Source organism: Arthrobacter sp. 10T416, from assembly GCF_056394165.1.
This window is the reverse complement of the sequence record NZ_JBFTHI010000005.1, coordinates 54723-72757: the sequence shown is the minus strand read 5'-3', so window position 1 is coordinate 72757 and position 18035 is coordinate 54723. Positions and strand designations below refer to the sequence as shown.

Sequence of the window (18035 nt, the reverse complement as noted above, 5' to 3'; positions counted from 1 at the left end):
GCGTCCAGCTGCTCCTGGCTCAGCTCAATATCAGCCGCCGAGGCGTTGGCCCGGAGCAAACGCATGGCAATACTTCGAAGCCACCCAGGACCGCGGCTGGCTGACCCGGCACGGGGCGGAACTGATTGTCGAGGTCGCACGCCTGTTCGCCTCCATGGCGGACTACGACGCCGCCGGCGACAGGTTCCACCTCCGCGGCGTTATGGGCCCCGACGAGTACCACACCGGTGCGCCGGACCGTCCGGGCGGCGGCCTGGACGATAACGCGTACACCAACGTCATGGCCGCCTGGGTCTTCGACCAGGCGGAGTGGATCATGCGGTCGGTCCAGGGCTTTGACATGGCGGACCTCCGGGCGCGGCTGGGCATCACCGCGGCCGAGATTGCGCGCTGGGCGACCCTGAGCCGGCGGATGTTCGTGCCGTTCCACGGCGGGGGCATCATCAGCCAGTTCGCCGGCTACGGCGGGCTCCGGGAACTGGACTGGGCCGGCTACCGCCGCCGGTACCGCAACATTGAGCGGCTGGACCTGATCCTGGAGGCGGAGGGGGACAGCACCAACCACTACCGGCTGGCCAAACAGGCGGACGTCCTGATGCTGTTCTACCTCCTGGGCGAGGACCAGCTGGTGGGGTTCCTGGGGCGGCTGGGGTACCCGGTCACCCCGCAGCAGATGGCCGCGACCGTGGACTTCTACCTTGCCCGCACCGCGCACGGCTCCACCCTGAGCCGGGTGGCCCACGCCTCGGTCCTCGCGCAGCGCGATCCGGAACGCGCCTGGGCCACCTTCCGGGAGGCCCTGGACGCGGACCTGGACGACACCCAGGGCGGCACCACCAGCTCGGGCATCCACCTGGGCGCCATGGCCGGCACGATCGACGTTGTCCAGCGCAGCTTCGCGGGGCTGCGGATCACCCGCGACGCCCTCGGCTTCACGCCGCGGCTCCCGGCCGAGCTCCGCCGCGTCGACTTCAGCGTCCGTTACCGCGACCAGCTGTTGGCTGTGCACCTGGACACCGGGCGGCTGCTGGTGGCCGCCGCCCCGGGGGACGCGGCCCCCGTCCTGGTCCGGGTGGGGAACCGCGAGATCCTGCTCCGGGCCGGGGAGCAGCACGAATTCCCGCAGCCGGTCACGGGGCAACGCGGATGACTGCGGCGCCGGTCACCCGGTCGCCGGCCAGGTCCTGCAGGGCAAGGTCGGCGGCGTCGAAGGGGTAGACCACGGTGGTGGGCCGGAGCGGGATCTCCGCGGCGAGGCGGAAGAACTCCTCACCGTCGGCCCGGGTGTTGGCCGTGACGCTGCGCAGCTGCCGCTCCTGGAACAGGTCCGCGGCGTAGTCCAGTGGCGGGATCTCGCTGAGGTGGATGCCGGCGACGGCGAGGGTTCCGCCCCGGTCCAGGGCCCGCAGCGCGGGCGGCACCAGGCTGCCGGCCGGGGCGAACAGGATGGCCGCGTCGAGCGGGTCCGGGGGGTCGTCGTCGGCGCCGCCGGCGAAGGTGGCCCCGAGCTGCAGGGCCAGGCGCTGCGCCGCGGGCGACCGCGTCATCACGTACACCCTGGCCCCCTGGTTCAGCGCAAGCTGCGCGGCCAGGTGGGCGGAGGCGCCGAAGCCGTAAATGCCCAGCCGCCCGCCGATGGGCAGCTCGGCACGGAGCAGGGCCCGGTAGCCGATGATGCCGGCGCACAGCAGCGGCGCCGCCTCCTCATCACGGAAAGAATCGGGCACCCGGTAGGCGAAGTTTTCGGCGACCGTGATGAGCTCGGCGTAGCCGCCGTCCCGGTCCCAGCCGGTGAACGTGGGGGACAAGCACAGGTTTTCCTGGCCCCGCAGGCAAAAACGGCAGGAACGGCACGTCCCGCCGAGCCACGCCACGCCGACCCGCTCGCCGTGCCGGAACCGGGTGGCGCCCGCGCCGTTGCCAATGACCTCCCCGACCACCTCGTGCCCGGGGATAACTCCGGGACGCCGCGGCGCCAGGTCACCCTCGGCCAAGTGCAGGTCGGTGCGGCACACCCCGCAGACCCGGACACGCACCAGGACCTCCCCGCGGCCGGGGACGGGGTCGGGGCGCTCGCCGGCCAGCAGCGGACCGGTGTCGATAGGTCCCGGCTGCGCAACCCACCAGGCTCGCACGGAGCCTCCCTTTCTGGCCCGACTCCAGATCCCGGGTGCGGCGGCCGCGTGTCCCGGAGCCCGGAATCAGCGGGTAATCATGACATTGCAGGCCGCCTTGTGCAGCACTGCAGAAACTGTGTTGCCTATGCCCCGCCCGCGGTGGTGGGTGCCGAGCACCAGCACATCCGCGTCCTCGGCGGCGTCCACCAGTTCCCGGGCCGCGGCGTGGCCCTCTTTCAGGGTTCCGGTGACGGGCAGGGCCGGGGCAAGTTTTTCGGCCGCCCCCAGCGCGTAATCCAACAGCTCCTGGCCGTGCAGCGGGGCGTGCCGGCCGTGGTCCGTGCCCTCCCCGCCGCGGCCCGGGTCCACGTGGATAAGCCTGAGTTCGGCGCCGGTGGCGGCGGCCAACCCGGCGGCGGCAGCCAGCACCGCCGAGCTGCCGGGTTCGGCGTCGATGCCGGCGAAGACGGGCCGGCCGGGCAGGTGCGGCCGGCGGACCACCATCAGCGGGCACGGGGCGACGCCGGCGAGCTCCAGGCACACCGATCCGGCCAGGTGGCCGAGGACCCCGCCCATCCCGCGGCTGCCCACCACCAGAAGGGCCGCGCCGTCGGCCGCCTCCCGCAGGACTTTCGACGGCAGTCCAGCCTCCATCACGCCCTCGACGGCGAGGCCCGGGTCCACGCCGTAGGCCAGGCCGACGCCTTCGGCGAGGATGGCCTCCGCCGAGTGGCGGAGGCCGCTGCCGGCAACACCCTTGACCGGGCCCAGGTCCTTGGTGAACATCGGCCAGACCCAGGCGTGCACCACACGGACCGGAAGATCATGGGCGGCGGCGTACTCGGCGGCCCAGCGGACGGCCAGCTGCGAGGATTCGGAGCCGTCATAGCCCACGGCGACGGCGGCTCTACCTGAACCTGCTGCGGGCGCCGGCATGGATCCTCCCGGTTAGGCGGACGTAGCACCCCCAGCGGTGCGTGTGCCTATTACAACCGGCGAGGCCCCCGGCGGCTAGGGGCTTTGGTCCCGCGGACTGCGGCCGCTGTGTTCTTCCCGCAGCTCCCGTCCGCGGCGGATGTCCTCTTCCTCCTTGGCCTGCAGCTTGTCGCTCTGCTTGGTGTCCCGCGGCGGGAGCTGGATGGTCTCCTCGGCCTCGATGCCGGCCTGGAGCTGGCGGCCCCGCTCGGTTTCGGCGTCGAACTCGGCGCCGAACAGCAGCGACATGTTCAGGATCCACAGCCAGAGCAGCGCGATGATCACCCCACCGATGGCCCCGTAGGTCTTGTTGTAGCTGTTGGAGTAGGCCACGTAGAAACCGAAGGCCACGGAAGCCACCAGGAAGACCACGAGGGCAATGGCTGATCCCATGCTCATCCAGCGGAATTTCGGCTGCTTCACGTTGGGGGTGGCGTAGTAGAGGATGGCAATCGCCACAATCACCAGCACCAGCATCACCGGCCACTTGGCGATGTTCCAAACGGCAAGGAAGGCCGCGCCCAGGCCGATGATGTTCCCGACGGACTCCGCCACGGGCCCGCTGAGCACGAGCATCGCGGCCAGCACGACGACGATCAGCAGGTTGACGACCGTGACGCCGAGCATGGTGCCGCGCAGCTTGAGGAAGGGCCGGCCCTCGTCGATCTCGTACACGCGGTTCATGGCCCGGCCGAACGCCCCGACATAGCCGGAGGCGGACCAGAGTGCGGTGAGGAGGCCCAGGATGAACGTCAGGCCCGCAGCCGATGAGCCGGCCAGTTCCTCCACCACCGGGCGGAGCGTCTTGACCGTCTCGCCCGGCGCGATCCCCTGGACGATGTCCAGCAGCGCCGATGTGGTTTTCTGGGCGTCTCCGAAGAGGCCCAGCAGGGAAACCAGCGCCAACAGGGCCGGGAAGATCGAGAGCACCGAGTAATAGGTCAGCGACGCGGCCAGGTCGGGGCACTGGTCTTTGGTGAACTCGCGAAGCGTCTTCTTGGCGATGTACTTCCAAGAGGGCTTGCTGACATCCGTGGGGCGCTCCGGCTTGCGGGAGTCATCCGGTGCGGGCGCAGTGCGGGCTTTGGCGGTGCTGCTCTCGGCGGTTTCGGCGTCGTCCATGGAGCCGGTAAGAGCCGGAGTGTGGTTCTTGGCCATCGGAATCTTCTTTCGTGGTTAAGCGCAGCGGCCGGCTGCCCACACGCGTCAGCGGGGCAGCCGGCCGTCTGCCGGGTCTGGCTAGGCCTGCTGGACGTTGTCCTTGGCGTCGGCCGCGCGGTCCTTCACGTCGGCGACGGCAACCTGGCCCTCGCCCTTGACGTTCTGGGCGGCGTCGGTGGCCGTGGCCTTGACGTTCTCCACGGCGTCCTGGGCAGGCTCCTTGAGGCCCTCGGCCACGTGCTTCGCGGCTTCGGTCAGCTCGGTGGTGAGCGGCTCGGCGGCCGTCTTCAGCGCGTCGGCCGCTTCGCGTTCCTTTTGGCTGGCAGGGACCAGCGAGGACATGAGAAGGCCAGCGCCGAAGGCGATAAGACCGGCGGCGAGGGGATTGCCTTGGGCCTTTACCTTTACCTGGTGCGGCGCGTCGGCGACGGCAGAGCCGGCGTCGCTCAGGTGCGCGGCGGCGCTGCCGCCGGCGGAGTGCACGTTGCCGGCCGTGTGGTCGGTTGCTCCCATGACTTTCTCCTTCACTCCGAAGACTGCGTCCTTTACCTTGTCCGTCTGGCGCTGGACGATGTGGGACGGGGTCACTTTGTCCGCGACGGCATCGACGTTGGTGCCGAGCCGGGCGCGGGTTGCTTCGATGTCTGCGCGGATGGCATCCGGGTTCTCACTCATGGTGTTTTCCTCGCTCTAGTGGCTGGGCTTGAGGGTCGGGGGGATCTCCTGGAGGGTCTCCGCCGTCTGCGGCATACCCTTGATGGCCTTCAGTTCCTTGCGCCCCACCGAGGCCAGGACGGCGCCGATGATGCCCCAGAGGACTGCGACTATGACGCCGGACCATCCCAGCCCCATCAGCGTTCCGAGTCCCCACCACAGGGCRAGGGAGAGGAACAGCAGGACGAAGTGGCCCGCAATGCCGGCACCGGCAAACATGCCGCTGCCCTTGCCGGCCCGGCCGGCGGTCTGCTTCAGCTCGGCTTTCGCGAGTTCCACTTCCTGACGCATCAGGGTGGACATGTCCCGCGTAACGTCACCGAGCAGATCGCCCAGGGAGTTGGTTTCGGCTTTGACGTGGGCCTCGGTTGGAGGCATCGGGGCGCCCGTAGGCATCTCGCTGCTCATCGACGGCCTCCGTCGAACGGATCCTTACGGTCGGGATCAATGGCCGGGTCAATACGGTAGGGATCGGCGGCCAGCGGGTCGTTGGCCCACGGGTCCGCCTGGGTGCCGGAACCATCGAGCGGGCTGGGCGGGTAGGTCTCGGCGCCCGCCGGCGTGGTCTCCGGGTAGGTTCCGGCGGCGCCCGCCGTCGTCGTTTCCGGGTAGGTAACCGGCGGCGGGGGGACCGCGACGCCGGCATCGGGAACCCGGGTGATGGGGGCGGCCGGCCGGGTTGACGGGGACGAGGCCGTCGCGGCCGTGTCCGGAGCTCCCGCGCTGAGGCTGCGGCTCAGACGGCCGGCGAGGATGCCGGCGCCGGCGGCGGCCAGCAGGAAGGTGCCCGGACGCTGGCGGGCGAAGGATTTCACTTCGTTCAGCAGCGACCCAGGGTCACGGTTGTCCAGCCATGAGGCCACTGAAGAGGACCGCTCCGCGGCCTGGCGGATGAGGTCGGTGGCGACGCCGGGCTGGTCCGAGGCTGCGGCCATCGTGTGGAGTTCGTTGGAGATGGAGCGCAGGCCCTCGGCGGCTTTCTGCTGCTGGGTCCCGGCCTGTGCGGTGAGGTCGCTCCGGGCCTGGTTAAGGAGGTCCTTGGCGTTGCTCTTGACTTCGCCGGCCACGTTCGCGGCCTCGGCCTTCGCCGTCTCGGTCACGTTTTGCGCCGAATCGGCGGCCTGCCGCTTCACTTCGCCGGCCTCGTCCTTGGCGGTGTCCGTCTTGGAGGCCGACCCTGCGGCCGACGGGAAAGCTGTGCTTGGCCGCAGCTCCGGCTCCGCGCCGAACTGGGTGCCCGCTGGCGCTCCCGGCGTGCCGTAGCCGCTGTCCTGGGGCCACTGGTTCTCTGTCATCGTCGCTCTCTTTCCTTGTAGATCTGCCGCCGGGGAGGAGCACCGGCAGCGCCGAACGCGAATAGTAAGCATGATTACCTTTAGATGGTAAGCATGCTTGGCATCTGGTTGCAAGGTCCATTTTGAAATTGCTGGGTTCCCGCCGGTTAGGGTTGAAGCATGGACGGAACGGCGGGCGCCTGATGGCAAAGCGGGGCAGGGCGGCCGGCCGCAACGCCGGAACCTCGACGCCGGGAGTGGTGGATGTGCCCAAGGGAACCCGCCCGGACGGTCCCGCCGCGGGCGTCTACTACATCGACACCGGCGACTGCGAGCTGATCCCGGACCAGGACAATTCCACCGGGTGGCTGCTGCGGATCAACGGCGTGATGAGCTCCCACATCGACCTCGCCGATCCGCTGTTCCTCGACTTCGAATACATGCGCTGGATCGCGGCCCTGGTGGAGTCGCGCTGGCCGACGGCGGGGCGGCCCAAGCTGCGCGCCCTGCATCTGGGCGGCGGGGCGTGCTCGCTGGCACGCTACTTCCATGCTGCCTATCCGGAGGCCCGCCAGGTGGTGGTGGAGCTGGACGGCAAGCTCGCCGAGTACGTCCGCGGCTGGTTCGACCTCCCCAAGGCCCCGCTCCTGCGCCTGCGTGTGGGCGAGGCGCGGGAAGTGACCGAGGCCCTCACGCCACAAACGCGGGACCTCATCATCCGGGACGTCTTCGCCGGCTCCGTCACCCCGCGGCCCCTGACCACCAGCGAGTTCACCGCCAACGCCCGGCGCGTCCTGGCCCCGGGCGGGATCTACGTGGTGAACTCCGGCGACGCCCCGGCCCTGCGCAACGCCCGCGAGGACGCCGCCACCATTGCCGCGGCCTTTGCGCACACCATGATCATCGCCGACCCCGCCATGCTCAAGGGCCGGCGCTACGGCAACATGATCATCGCCGGCAGCGACCTGCCGTTCGACGAGGACCCGGGCCTGGCCCGGCGCCTGCTGGGCGGCGCTGTGCCCGCCCACATCTGGAACGACGCCAAGGTCCGGGCCTTCGCCGGTGGTGCCGCCGTCCGCCACGACCCCGAAGCCCCGGCGTCCCCGGCGACGGCACCGGCGGCACCCGGCCCGACGCCGTCGTCGCCGACTGCTCCGTAACTGCCCTTTTTACGCCCCAAAACGGTGCCTACGGAGCAATCGATGCGTAGCCGCCGCGCCCCATGAGCGCTTCGCGGTGGGCGTCCGTCTGCTCACGCAGGGCCTGGACGACGGCGGCCACTGCCGGCCGGCGCATCGAGTCCGGCCGCAGCACCATCCAGTAGGGGAGCCGCTCCGCGAACTCGTCCGGCAGCAGCCTGACCAGGTCCGGATGCAGGTCCGCGGCGAAGCACGGCAGGAAGCCGATTCCAGCCCCGGCGCGGGTCGCTTCAACATGGACAAACACGTTGGTGGAGCTCAGCCCGTCCCGCATGGTCGGCACCAGCCGCCGCGGCGCGTCGAGGTCATCAACCTGCAGCATGGAGTCCACGAAATACACCAGCGGATGCGCCTTCAACTCCTCCACCGAGGCCGGGGTCCCGTACTCGGCCAGGTAGCTGCGCGAGGCGTACATACCCAGCATGTACTCGCCCAGCCGGGCCGCCTCCGCCCGGTGCACCTGTGGCTCGCCGACCACCACCTCGATGTCCAGCCCGGAGCGCTGCTGCAACGCCCGCCGCGTCACCGTGATGATTTCGACGCTGAGCCCGGGGTGGTGCCGGCGGAGCCGGGCCACCGCCGGGGCGGCGATATAGGCGCTGAAACCGTCGGTGGCCGTCATGCGGACGACGCCGGTGACCGGGTCCGGCGTCGTTCCGGGCTGCTCGAGCGAACGCACCGCGCCCTCCACCTGTTCCGCGACGGCGACGGCGGCGGCGCCGAGCTCGGTCAGCTCCCAGCCGCCGGCGGCCCGGGACAGCACCCGGCCGCCAAGGGCCTTTTCAAGGGTTGCGATCCGGCGCGAGACGGTGGTGTGGTTCAGGCCCAGGGCCTGGGCTGCCGTCGTGAATTTTGCCGAACGGGAGACGGCCAGCAGGACCAGCAGGTCATCCGGGTTAGCGTTCATATCTGCAATTCTGCACATACATGGTGCCGCTTTGGCTATTGAACCGCACTAAATCTGCGGCAATACTCGATGAGGCCCATTTTCAGTGCCGTGCATCACAGCGCGTGTCATCGTGGACACTAAGGAGATCGACATGAGCGTAGACCAACGCTCCGCAACACCCCCCGCCGCAGCCCCCAAGGGCGCAGGCCTCAAGAAAATCGTCGCCGCATCCATGGTTGGCACCGTCGTCGAATGGTACGAATTCTTCCTCTACGCCACCGCCGCCACCCTGGTGTTCGGCAAGTACTTCTTCCCCGCCTCCGGCAACGAGCTCGACGGCATCATCCAGGCCTTCCTGACCTACGCGGTCGGTTTCGTGGCCCGCCCGCTCGGCGGCGTCGTCTTCGGACAGATCGGCGACAAGCTGGGCCGCAAGCCCACCCTGCAGCTGACCATTGTCATCATCGGTGTCTCCACCTTCCTGATGGGCTGCCTGCCGGGCTTCGTCGACATCGGCTACCTCGCCCCGGCGCTGCTGGTTGCGCTGCGCTTCATCCAGGGCTTTGCGCTCGGCGGTGAATGGGGCGGCGCCGTGCTGCTCGTGGCCGAACACAGCCCCAACGAGTCCCGCGGTTTCTGGTCCAGCTGGCCCCAGGCCGCCGTCCCTGTCGGCAACCTGCTGGCCACCCTGGTCCTGTTCATCATGTCCAACGTCCTGAGCGCCGCCGACTTCCTCGGCTGGGGCTGGCGCGTGGCGTTCTGGCTCTCCGCGGTGATCGTATTCGTCGGCTACTACATCCGCACCCACGTCTCCGAGTCGCCGATTTTCCTTGAGGCCAAGGCGCAGCTCGAGCAGGAGCAGGCCGTGAGCTTCGGCGTCCGCGAAGTGATCCGCAAGTACCCCAAGGGCATCCTGCAGGCCATGGGCCTGCGCTTCGCCGAGAACATCATGTACTACCTCGTGGTCAGCTTCGCGATCGTCTACCTGAAGTCCGTCCACAAGTACGACACCTCCTCGCTGCTGCTGGCCCTGCTGATCGCCCACGTCATCCACTTCCTCGTAATCCCGCAGGTGGGCCGGCTGGTGGACAGCTGGGGCCGGAAGCCGGTCTACCTGGTCGGCGCCATCACCGGGGCCACCTGGCCGTTCTTCGCGTTCCCAATGTTCGACACCCGCAACCCGGTGATCATCGTGCTCGCGGTGACGATCGGCCTGTGCCTGCACGCCTTTATGTACGCCGGCCAGCCCGCCCTGATGTCCGAGCTGTTCCCCACCCGGATGCGCTACGCCGGCGTCTCCCTCGGCTCGCAGGTCACCTCGATCTTCGCCGGCTCGCTGGCGCCGCTCCTGGCCACGGCGTGGCTGAAGGACACCGGATCCTGGCTGCCCACCGCCATCTACCTCGTTGTCGCGTGCGCCATCACCACGGTGGCCGTGCTCAGCCTCAAGGAAACCAAGGGCGTCGCCCTCGAGGACGTTGACCGGGCCGACGCCGAACGCGAAGGCCTGGCCGTCGCGGCCAGCCGCTGACCCGCATCACCCCGACGTGCTTGACTCTGATCACGCTGAATCTCTGAACTGGAAGGCTGGGTAATGGAAAATACGCTCAACGGCCGCAAGGCCTTGGTCACCGGCGGTGCAGGCGGGATCGGCGCGGCCAGCGTCCGCGCCCTCGCGGCAAGGGGAGCGAAGGTGGTGGTCGCCGACGTCGACGAGGCCGCCGCCACCGCCCTCGCCGACGAGGTGGGCGGCACCGCCTGGGCCGTCAACCTGCTCGACGTCGAGGCCCTGCAGACGCTCAGCCTGGACTGCGACATCCTGGTCAACAATGCCGGGATCCAGCGCATCAGCCCGATCGAGGAGTTCGATCCGGCCGACTTCCGCCGCATCATCACCCTCATGCTGGAAGCGCCGTTCCTGCTGATCCGCGCCGCGCTGCCGCACATGTACGCCAACGGGTTCGGCCGGATCATCAACCTCTCCTCGGTCCACGGGCTCCGGGCCTCACCGTTCAAGGGGGCCTACGTGTCCGCCAAGCACGGCCTCGAGGGGCTCAGCAAGGTCACGGCCCTGGAAGGCGGCGCCCACGGGGTCACCTCGAACTGCATCAACCCCGGCTACGTCCGCACCCCGCTGGTGGAGTCGCAGATCGCCGACCAGGCCAAGGTACACGGCATTCCCGAGTCCGAGGTGCTGACCAAGATCATGCTTACCGAGGCCGCCGTCAAGCGCCTGGTGGAGCCGGAGGAGGTCGCCTCCCTGGTGGCGTGGCTGGCCTCGAACGACGCCGGTATGGTCACCGGCGCCAGCTACACGATGGACGGCGGCTGGTCCGCCCGCTAACCCTGCGCAACAGGGATCGGCTGCAGACCCGCCCGGGCATTCCTGCCCGGGCGGGTCTTCCGTCTTAAGGCCGGGGCGGCCGGAGTGGCCGGGTGGCCTTGCGGTCCTCCCGGCGGGCCCGCCTGCCCGCCTATTCGGCGGACCGCACGTCCCGGTAATCGAAGAACATCAGGGTTCCGGCCGGTGTCCCGGGGATGCGCAGCCCCACGAACGGTGCCCTGACCGCCACCACGGTCCCCTGCCGGCGGCCATTGAAGGGGTCGTCGCCCACCACCACCTGGCCGATCCGGAACGGGACCCGCTCGCCGCGAAGAGTGTGTGCGGCGCGGCCAAGGACCCGGCCGAGCCGTCCCGCAGACCGCGTGCCTGCCGTCTGTGAATGACCCATGGGAGTGCTCCTTGCCCGCGAACCGACATCCTTCGCGGGGGCCCGGCCCGGGTGATGCGGGCTCCCCAGCCTGACCGCCGCCGTTCCGGTGCCCCCGTGCAGCCACCCTAGGCTCCGGTCCCACCAGTCACACGAGTAACGTTTACCCCTTCCCTGCCCGGCACCACTTGGGCGGCGGCGCGGGATACTTGGACGCTGCGCCCGCTCCGGAGGCTCCGGCCGCGGAGCTTCCTTCCGCCCAGCAGGCAGCAGGATTGTCTGGGATTCCAGACACGCGTGCGAACGGGATCCTCCCGGCTGGCACCATCCGGAGGCATGCTTAAGTACGGGATACCGGACACCGGCCGATGCTGAAGAGGACCACATGACCACCACCACCCTGCCCGCGGAGGCACCCGCCGTCGAGCCTAAGGCGGCAGCCGCCAGGCCCGCCTCCAAGGTGCCAGCGGCCGAGAACACGCTGCGCATCCTGAAACTGCTGGCCTCCAAGCGCGGGCCGATGGCGGCGTCGAACATTGCCACGTCCCTGGGGCTGCCGCGCTCCAGCGTCTACCACCTGCTGGGGGTGATGGAGGCCAACGGTTTTGTGCTGCACCTGCACGAGGAGCAGCGCTACGGGCTCGGCATCAGCGCCTTCGAGCTCAGCTCCGCGTACTCCCGGCAGGAACCGCTCTCGCGGCTGGGCCGGCCGATGCTCGCGACACTCGTGGATGTCATCGGCGAGAGCGCCCACCTGGCGGTGCTGCACGGCCGGGACGTGCTCTACATCGTGGAGGAGCGGGCCAAGAACCGGCCCTCCCTCGTGACCGACGTCGGCGTCCGGCTGCCCAGCCACCTCACCGCCAGCGGCCGGGCCATCCTGGCCGCGCTGCCGAAGTCCCAGGTCCGGGCGCTGTACCCGAACGCCGCGGCCTTCAGTGCCCGGCATGAGACGGAAACGCCCATTACCAAGTACTCGGTGCTGTCCTCCCACCTGGACCAGGTCCGGCAGCGGGGCTACGCCACCGAGCACGGCGAGGTGACCCCGGGATTCGGATCGATCGCAGCCGCCGTCACCGACCACACCGGCTGGCCGACCGCCGCCGTCGCCGTCACATTCCTGGAGGACAAACTGCCCGCCGAACAGTGGCCGGTCCTCGCCGCGCGGGTCAAAAAAGTCGCCGATGACCTCTCCGTCCGGATCCACGGCCGCCCCAGCCCCACCAGCGCGCACTAGGCTCCGTTCCGGGTCCGGGAACCGGCGCTTTAGCGCGGCCGGTCGGGTCTGGCATTCCGGACAGTACCCGTTTGAACCCCCTGTTTCCGGTGCGGCCGACAGGCTTTAGTTGATACAGAACCTCTTCCCGAACACCAGATACGAAGGAGCCACCATGGCACCCGCCGATTTCACCACCGGTGCCCGCCCGGTCAAAGCAGCCCGCGGCACCACGCTCAGCGCCAAGAGCTGGCAGACCGAGGCCCCGCTGCGGATGCTGATGAACAACCTGGACCCCGAGGTGGCAGAACGCCCGGACGACCTCGTGGTCTACGGCGGCACCGGCCGGGCCGTCCGCTCGTGGGCGGCGTTCGACGCGATCACCCGCACCCTGGAAACCTTGGAGAAGGACGAGACCCTGCTGGTCCAGTCCGGCAAACCCGTCGGTGTCTTCCGGACCAACGAATGGGCGCCCCGCGTACTGCTGGCCAACTCCAATCTGGTCGGCGACTGGGCCAACTGGCCCGAATTCCGCCGCCTCGAGGCCGAGGGCCTCATGATGTACGGCCAGATGACCGCGGGCTCCTGGATCTACATCGGCACCCAGGGCATCCTGCAGGGCACTTTCGAAACCTTCGCCGCGATCGCCCGGAAACTCACCGGGGACGAGAACGGCACGCTCGCGGGCACCCTGACCCTCACCGGCGGCTGCGGCGGCATGGGCGGCGCCCAGCCGCTCGCCGTCACCCTCAACGACGGCGCCTGCCTGATCGTCGACGTCGATGAGACCCGCCTGCGCCGCCGGGCCGGCAAGCGCTACCTCGACGAGGTCGAGACCGACCTCGACACCGCGATCGCCAAGGTCCTCAAAGCCAAGGAAGAACGCCGCGGCTGGTCCGTGGGCTACGTCGGCAACGCCGCCGAGGTCTTCCCCGAAATCCTGCGCCGCCACAACGCCAGCGAGCTCACCGTGGACATCGTGACGGACCAGACCTCCGCGCATGACCCCCTGAGCTACCTGCCGGAGGGCATCACCGTCGAGGAATGGCACCGCGAGGCCGCCGCCGATCCCGAGGGCTTCACCAAGAAGGCCCAGGCGTCCATGGCCAAGCACGTCCAGGCCATGGTCGAATTCCAGGACGCCGGGGCCGAGGTCTTCGACTACGGCAACTCCATCCGCGACGAGGCCCGCAAGGGGGGCTACAACCGTGCATTCGAGTTCCCCGGCTTCGTCCCGGCCTACATCCGGCCGCTGTTCTGCGAGGGGCTCGGCCCGTTCCGCTGGGTGGCACTCTCCGGCGACCCGGAGGACATCGCCGTCACGGACAAGGCCATCAAGGAACTCTTCCCCGAGAACAAGCACCTGCACCGCTGGATCGACGCCGCCGGCGAGCGCGTTGAATTCGAGGGCCTGCCGGCCCGCATCTGCTGGCTCGGCTACGGCGAACGCGCCAAGGCCGGCCTGCTGTTCAACCAGCTGGTCAAGGAAGGCAAGGTCAAGGCCCCTATCGTGATCGGCCGCGACCACCTGGACTCCGGCTCCGTCGCCTCCCCGTACCGCGAGACCGAGGCGATGGCCGACGGCTCCGACGCGATCGCCGACTGGCCGTTGCTCAACGCCCTGCTCAACACCGCCTCGGGCGCCACCTGGGTCTCCCTGCACCATGGCGGCGGCGTCGGCATCGGCCGCTCCATCCACGCCGGCCAGGTCTCCGTCGCCGACGGCACCGACCTCGCCGCGCAGAAGCTCGAACGCCTCCTCACCAACGACCCCGGCATGGGCGTTATCCGCCACGCCGACGCCGGCTACGACCGCGCCGTCGAGGTCGCCAACGAACGCGGCGTCCGCATCCCCATGTTGGAAACCCGCTAACCCAGCCCCCACCCTCAAATTTAGGAAGGTCGCAATGACCCTCACCACCCACTCACCGCTCACCGTCACCCTCGGCTCCAGCGGCGTGACCCCCGAGGACGTCGTCGCCGTCGCCCGCCTCGACGCGCACGTAACCATCGCCCAGGACGCCCTCGACGCCGTCGCGAAGGTCCGCGCCCACATCGACGACCTCGCCCACAGCGACGTCCCCGCCTACGGCATCTCCACGGGCTTCGGGGCGCTGGCCAACCGGCACATCCCCGGCGAACTGCGCACCCAGCTGCAAAAGTCGCTCATCCGCAGCCACGCCGCCGGTATGGGCCCGGCCGTGGAACGCGAAGTGGTCCGCGGCATCATGTTCCTGCGCGCCAAGACCCTCGCCTCCGGCCGCACCGGGGTCCGTCCCGTGGTGCTGCAGACCATGGTGGACGTCCTGAACGCCGGCATCACCCCCGTGGTCCGCGAATTCGGCTCCCTCGGCTGCTCCGGCGACCTCGCCCCGCTCTCGCACTGCGCGCTGGTCCTTATGGGTGAAGGCGAAGCCACTGGCCCGGACGGGGAACTGTACGGCGTAAAGGGTGCCCGCCCGGTCGCCGAGCTCCTCGCCGCGCACGGGATCGAACCGGTCACCCTGGCCGAGAAGGAAGGCCTGGCGCTGGTTAACGGCACCGAGGGCATGCTCGGCATGCTGCTGATGGCCATCGCCGATCTCCGCCAGCTGCTGACGACGGCGGACATCACCGCCGCGCTCAGCGTCGAGGCGCTGCTCGGCACGGACCAGGTGTTCCTGCCCGAGCTGCACGCCGCGCTCCGGCCGCATCCGGGGCAGGCCGCCTCGGCGGATAACATGCTGCGGGTCCTGTCCAACTCTCCGATTGTGGCCTCGCACCGCATCAACGACACCAAGGTCCAGGACGCCTACTCGCTCCGCTGTGCACCCCAGGTGGCCGGCGCAGTCCGCGACACCGTGGACCACGCGGCCCTGGTGGCCTCCCGCGAGCTCGCCGCCGCCATCGACAACCCCGTGGTGCTCCCGGACGGCCGGGTCAGCTCCAACGGCAACTTCCACGGCGCCCCGGTGGCCTATGTCCTGGACTACCTGGCCATCGCCGTCGCGGACCTGAGCTCCATCGCCGAGCGCCGCACCGACCGGATGCTGGACCCGGCCCGCTCACACGGCCTCCCGGCATTCCTCGCCGCCGATCCCGGCGTCGATTCCGGCCTGATGATCGCCCAGTACACGCAGGCCGGGCTGGTCTCGGACAACAAGCGGCTGGCCGTACCGGCGTCAGTGGACTCGATCCCGAGCTCGGCGATGCAGGAGGACCACGTCTCCATGGGCTGGCACGCGGCCCGCAAGCTCCGCCGCGCGGTGGAGAACCTGCGCCGGGTCCTCGCGATCGAACTGGTGACCTCGGCCCGCGCGCTGGACATCCGGACACAGCTCTCCGGCGGGGAGCTCACCCCGGGCCCGGCCGGCGCCGCCGTCATCGACGTGCTGCGCTCCGTGGTGGAGGGCCCGGGCACGGACCGGTTCCTGTCACCCGAACTGGAAGCGGCGGACGTGCTGGTCGCCTCCGGGAAGGTCCGGGCGGCCGCCGAATCCGCCGTCGGAAATCTGGCCTGACGGCAAAGAAAATACGCGGCACGCGGGGATTTCCCGGCGCCCCCGAAATGTTCGGCGACACGGTCGGCGGGGGCCCGGGAAGTGTAGTAAAAATATGAGTAAGCCCACACCAAAGATGTTGTGGCAGGAACCTACAAAGGGGTAGAAGTTCATGAAAGCACGCGGGACTGTCCTGTCCAGGCGCACGGCGTTCGCCGCCACGGTTTCCGACTGGAAAAGCCTGAAGGCGGGTGACCGGGTGGAAATCCTGAAGCACGCCCAGGTGCTGTCGGCCGGGGAAGTCGAAGAAGTGTCATCCAGCGGCAACGTGCTGTGGCTGGTGCCGGGCACCCCGTCCGAGGCGCAGCTGTTTTTGAAGTCCGACGGCGTGCAGGTGCGGCGCAGCTAGGTACCTGCAGGTATCTGCGGCGAAGCAGCGCGGCTCAGCGCGGCCGGGCAAAAACGAAGGGCCGGTGGGGGAGTATCCCCACCGGCCCTTCGTGTGTGCCGCCAAACTGGTTCGCGTGTGCCGCCAGACTAGGCGGCGATGTCCTCGTGGGTTTCACCGAAAGGAACCGTTTCGTCGAGCGCTACCGTGTAGGCGCCCGGCTCGTGGCGGGTAACCCGGATCCCGCAGCGGCGGTCCTGGACGGCCGACGCGATAAGGGTGTTGACGGCCTTCTCGAGGCCGTGGTGGACCTCGTGGGCGCTGGCAAACGAGAGCTTGATCGACGTGGCGTCAGAGGCCTGGGTCTGCATGGTGTGTGTGTTCATTAACTGGTCTTTCCTAGAATCAGGCCGGTTGGCCACCCTACATTCTAGTCTGTCCGGCGTGGCGTCCCCGCCCTGAGCAGATAGTGTGCAGAAGGCGGTATATGTTTTGAGGCGAGGGGCGCCGTTCCGTTGGAACGGCGCCCCGACCCATTCCGGGCCGGCGCCCGGGATCGGAAGGAGAACGCACGCATGTTCGATGCTCCCAGTATTGTCTTCGCCGCGGCCGGTGTTGCCGTGTTCATCGCGGCTGTCCTGCCCAAACTGCTGCGCAACGCGCCCCTCTCGATGCCCATGGTGTTCCTGGGCGCCGGCATGCTGGCCTTCACCGTAATTCCGTCACTGCCGGACCCCGACCCGCTGCAACACGGGGAATTCGTCACCCACCTGACAGAAGTGTGCGTCATCATCTCCCTTATGGGCGCCGGGCTGGCGCTCGACCGTCCGCTCGGCCGCCGGGCGTGGTCCACCACCTGGCGGATGCTCGGCCTGGCCATGCCGCTGTGCATCGTCGGCCTGACGCTGCTGGGGCTCTGGTTCCTGGGCTTCGGCCTGGGCGCGGCACTCCTGGTGGCCGCCGCGCTCGCCCCGACCGACCCGGTCCTCGCCTCCGAGGTGCAGGTGGGGGAGCCGGCCGACGAGGAAGGGGAAACCGAGCGCGAGGACGAGATCCGGTTCGGTCTGACCTCCGAGGCCGGCCTGAACGACGGCCTGGCGTTCCCGTTCGTCTACCTGGCCATCGCGATCAGCCTGGCCGGCGCCGGGACGACGGACTGGCTGGGGCACTGGTTCGCCATGGACGTGCTCTGGCGGATCGGGATCGGCGTGGTGCTGGGTCTGGGAACCGGGAAACTCCTGGGGCGCCTCTTCTTCGGGGCCCGGCACGAGAGCGTGCGGCTCTCCGACCACTCCGAGGGGTTCGTGGCGCTGGCGGCGACGTTCCTGGCCTACGGCGTGACGCAGATGCTGGAGGGCTACGGGTTCGTGGCGGTCTTCGTCTGCGCCGTCACCATCCGGGCCGCCGAGCGCACCCACGGGTTCCACCGGGTGATGCACTCCTACGTCGAGCAGCTCGAGCGGCTGATGACCGTGGTGATCCTGGTGCTCCTGGGCGGGTCGATCGCCCGCGGCCTGCTGGCCGGCATCGGCTGGGCCGAGGTGCTCGTGGCGCTGGCCTTCCTGCTGCTGGTGCGCCCGCTGGCCGGCTGGGCCGGGCTCGCGCGGGGCAAGACCGGCCCGCGGGAACGGACCGCCATTTCCTTCTTCGGCATCCGCGGCATCGGCTCGCTCTACTACCTCGCCTTCGCCCTCGGCCACGGGAACTTCAGCGCGCAGGCCGAACAGCTCTGGGCGTTCGTGGGGCTGGTGGTGGCCCTGTCGATTGTGCTGCACGGCGCCACGACCGCGCCCGTGATGAACCGGCTCGACCGCCTGCGGCAGCGCCGGGCCGTCGAACAGCACGGCGACGAGGGCCAGGCGCCGCACACGGCCATCTGATCCCCTGATCTCTCGGGCCTGGCCCGGGCTGG

18 protein-coding genes are annotated in these 18035 nt (G+C 69.5%); 9 read left to right on the top strand and 9 right to left on the bottom strand.

What is annotated here, in order from left to right; all coding sequences use genetic code 11:
- Nucleotides 1-100: 100 nt before the first annotated feature.
- The gene (locus AC1DBE_RS07700) at nt 101-1150 is read left to right on the top strand and encodes a glycosyl hydrolase family 65 domain-containing protein (protein WP_476970221.1); all 1050 of its coding nucleotides are present in this window, start codon (nt 101-103) and stop codon (nt 1148-1150) included.
- Here the strand turns inward: AC1DBE_RS07700 and AC1DBE_RS07695 are convergent.
- The 6 genes from AC1DBE_RS07695 to AC1DBE_RS07670 all read right to left on the bottom strand — a co-directional run bounded on the left by AC1DBE_RS07695 (nt 1131) and on the right by AC1DBE_RS07670 (nt 6262).
- Entirely contained in the window at nt 1131-2135 is a 1005-nt protein-coding gene (locus AC1DBE_RS07695) for a zinc-dependent alcohol dehydrogenase family protein (RefSeq protein ID WP_476970151.1), read from the bottom strand. The genes AC1DBE_RS07700 and AC1DBE_RS07695 overlap by 20 nt on opposite strands.
- Before the next feature lie 66 nt (nt 2136-2201).
- Nucleotides 2202-3053: a universal stress protein gene (locus tag AC1DBE_RS07690; protein ID WP_476970150.1), complete on the bottom strand. Its 852-nt coding sequence runs from the start codon at nt 3051-3053 to the stop codon at nt 2202-2204.
- 75 nt (nt 3054-3128) lie between these two features.
- Nucleotides 3129-4250: a YihY/virulence factor BrkB family protein gene (locus AC1DBE_RS07685; protein WP_476970149.1), complete on the bottom strand. Its 1122-nt coding sequence runs from the start codon at nt 4248-4250 to the stop codon at nt 3129-3131.
- Between the two features lie 81 nt (nt 4251-4331).
- Entirely contained in the window at nt 4332-4928 is a 597-nt protein-coding gene (locus AC1DBE_RS07680; protein ID WP_476970148.1) for a DUF3618 domain-containing protein, read from the bottom strand.
- Nucleotides 4929-4943: 15 nt separating this feature from the next.
- Nucleotides 4944-5375, bottom strand: a complete 432-nt coding sequence (locus AC1DBE_RS07675) for a phage holin family protein (protein ID WP_476877874.1) — start codon at nt 5373-5375, stop codon at nt 4944-4946.
- Nucleotides 5372-6262, bottom strand: coding sequence for a hypothetical protein (locus AC1DBE_RS07670; protein ID WP_476970147.1), 891 nt, complete (start codon nt 6260-6262; stop codon nt 5372-5374). Before AC1DBE_RS07670 ends, AC1DBE_RS07675 begins: the two co-directional genes overlap by 4 nt.
- A 182-nt stretch (nt 6263-6444) precedes the next feature.
- Between AC1DBE_RS07670 and AC1DBE_RS07665 the strand changes: the two genes are divergently transcribed.
- Nucleotides 6445-7401 carry a spermidine synthase gene (locus tag AC1DBE_RS07665; protein ID WP_476970146.1) on the top strand — a complete coding sequence of 319 codons (957 nt, stop codon included), beginning with the start codon at nt 6445-6447 and terminating at the stop codon, nt 7399-7401.
- A gap of 28 nt (nt 7402-7429) precedes the next feature.
- On the opposite strand, the gene AC1DBE_RS07660 is transcribed toward AC1DBE_RS07665, so the two are convergent.
- Nucleotides 7430-8347 carry a LysR family transcriptional regulator gene (locus tag AC1DBE_RS07660; protein WP_476878158.1) on the bottom strand — a complete coding sequence of 306 codons (918 nt, stop codon included), beginning with the start codon at nt 8345-8347 and terminating at the stop codon, nt 7430-7432.
- A 133-nt stretch (nt 8348-8480) separates the two neighbouring features.
- Between AC1DBE_RS07660 and AC1DBE_RS07655 the strand changes: the two genes are divergently transcribed.
- On the top strand, nt 8481-9860 hold the full coding sequence (locus AC1DBE_RS07655; protein ID WP_476878157.1) for an MFS transporter: 1380 nt from the start codon (nt 8481-8483) through the stop codon (nt 9858-9860).
- A 63-nt stretch (nt 9861-9923) separates the two neighbouring features.
- The gene (locus AC1DBE_RS07650; RefSeq protein ID WP_476903524.1) at nt 9924-10673 is read left to right on the top strand and encodes a 3-hydroxybutyrate dehydrogenase; all 750 of its coding nucleotides are present in this window, start codon (nt 9924-9926) and stop codon (nt 10671-10673) included.
- A 130-nt stretch (nt 10674-10803) separates the two neighbouring features.
- Here AC1DBE_RS07650 and AC1DBE_RS07645 read toward each other — a convergent pair whose 3' ends face one another.
- Nucleotides 10804-11061, bottom strand: coding sequence for a hypothetical protein (locus AC1DBE_RS07645; protein WP_476903525.1), 258 nt, complete (start codon nt 11059-11061; stop codon nt 10804-10806).
- 364 nt (nt 11062-11425) lie between these two features.
- Between AC1DBE_RS07645 and AC1DBE_RS07640 the strand changes: the two genes are divergently transcribed.
- The 4 genes from AC1DBE_RS07640 to AC1DBE_RS07625 all read left to right on the top strand — a co-directional run bounded on the left by AC1DBE_RS07640 (nt 11426) and on the right by AC1DBE_RS07625 (nt 16144).
- Nucleotides 11426-12277, top strand: a complete 852-nt coding sequence (locus AC1DBE_RS07640) for an IclR family transcriptional regulator (RefSeq protein WP_476878154.1) — start codon at nt 11426-11428, stop codon at nt 12275-12277.
- A 154-nt stretch (nt 12278-12431) separates the two neighbouring features.
- Entirely contained in the window at nt 12432-14129 is a 1698-nt protein-coding gene (locus AC1DBE_RS07635; RefSeq protein ID WP_476878153.1) for a urocanate hydratase, read from the top strand.
- A 34-nt stretch (nt 14130-14163) separates the two neighbouring features.
- Complete coding sequence (gene hutH / locus AC1DBE_RS07630) at nt 14164-15756, top strand: histidine ammonia-lyase (RefSeq protein ID WP_476903526.1); 1593 nt, start codon at nt 14164-14166, stop codon at nt 15754-15756.
- A gap of 151 nt (nt 15757-15907) precedes the next feature.
- Nucleotides 15908-16144: a hypothetical protein gene (locus AC1DBE_RS07625; protein ID WP_476878151.1), complete on the top strand. Its 237-nt coding sequence runs from the start codon at nt 15908-15910 to the stop codon at nt 16142-16144.
- Between the two features lie 128 nt (nt 16145-16272).
- On the opposite strand, the gene AC1DBE_RS07620 is transcribed toward AC1DBE_RS07625, so the two are convergent.
- Complete coding sequence (locus AC1DBE_RS07620) at nt 16273-16509, bottom strand: hypothetical protein (RefSeq protein WP_476878150.1); 237 nt, start codon at nt 16507-16509, stop codon at nt 16273-16275.
- 189 nt (nt 16510-16698) lie between these two features.
- On the opposite strand from AC1DBE_RS07620, the gene AC1DBE_RS07615 reads away from it, so the two are divergent.
- Nucleotides 16699-18003, top strand: coding sequence for a cation:proton antiporter (locus AC1DBE_RS07615; RefSeq protein ID WP_476878149.1), 1305 nt, complete (start codon nt 16699-16701; stop codon nt 18001-18003).
- Nucleotides 18004-18035: the final 32 nt, after the last annotated feature.

Excerpts from the sequence above, each read along its gene's own strand:
- AC1DBE_RS07690 (WP_476970150.1), bottom strand. The coding sequence starts at position 3,053 with ATGCCGGCGCCCGCAGCAGGTTCAGGTAGAGCCGCCGTCGCCGTGGGC.
- AC1DBE_RS07685 (WP_476970149.1), bottom strand. The coding sequence starts at position 4,250 with ATGGCCAAGAACCACACTCCGGCTCTTACCGGCTCCATGGACGACGCC.
- AC1DBE_RS07680 (WP_476970148.1), bottom strand. The coding sequence starts at position 4,928 with ATGAGTGAGAACCCGGATGCCATCCGCGCAGACATCGAAGCAACCCGC.
- AC1DBE_RS07670 (WP_476970147.1), bottom strand. The coding sequence starts at position 6,262 with ATGACAGAGAACCAGTGGCCCCAGGACAGCGGCTACGGCACGCCGGGA.
- AC1DBE_RS07665 (WP_476970146.1), top strand. The coding sequence starts at position 6,445 with ATGGCAAAGCGGGGCAGGGCGGCCGGCCGCAACGCCGGAACCTCGACG.
- AC1DBE_RS07660 (WP_476878158.1), bottom strand. The coding sequence starts at position 8,347 with ATGAACGCTAACCCGGATGACCTGCTGGTCCTGCTGGCCGTCTCCCGT.
- AC1DBE_RS07655 (WP_476878157.1), top strand. The coding sequence starts at position 8,481 with ATGAGCGTAGACCAACGCTCCGCAACACCCCCCGCCGCAGCCCCCAAG.
- AC1DBE_RS07650 (WP_476903524.1), top strand. The coding sequence starts at position 9,924 with ATGGAAAATACGCTCAACGGCCGCAAGGCCTTGGTCACCGGCGGTGCA.
- AC1DBE_RS07645 (WP_476903525.1), bottom strand. The coding sequence starts at position 11,061 with ATGGGTCATTCACAGACGGCAGGCACGCGGTCTGCGGGACGGCTCGGC.
- AC1DBE_RS07640 (WP_476878154.1), top strand. The coding sequence starts at position 11,426 with ATGACCACCACCACCCTGCCCGCGGAGGCACCCGCCGTCGAGCCTAAG.
- AC1DBE_RS07635 (WP_476878153.1), top strand. The coding sequence starts at position 12,432 with ATGGCACCCGCCGATTTCACCACCGGTGCCCGCCCGGTCAAAGCAGCC.
- hutH (WP_476903526.1), top strand. The coding sequence starts at position 14,164 with ATGACCCTCACCACCCACTCACCGCTCACCGTCACCCTCGGCTCCAGC.
- AC1DBE_RS07625 (WP_476878151.1), top strand. The coding sequence starts at position 15,908 with ATGAAAGCACGCGGGACTGTCCTGTCCAGGCGCACGGCGTTCGCCGCC.
- AC1DBE_RS07620 (WP_476878150.1), bottom strand. The coding sequence starts at position 16,509 with ATGAACACACACACCATGCAGACCCAGGCCTCTGACGCCACGTCGATC.
- AC1DBE_RS07615 (WP_476878149.1), top strand. The coding sequence starts at position 16,699 with ATGTTCGATGCTCCCAGTATTGTCTTCGCCGCGGCCGGTGTTGCCGTG.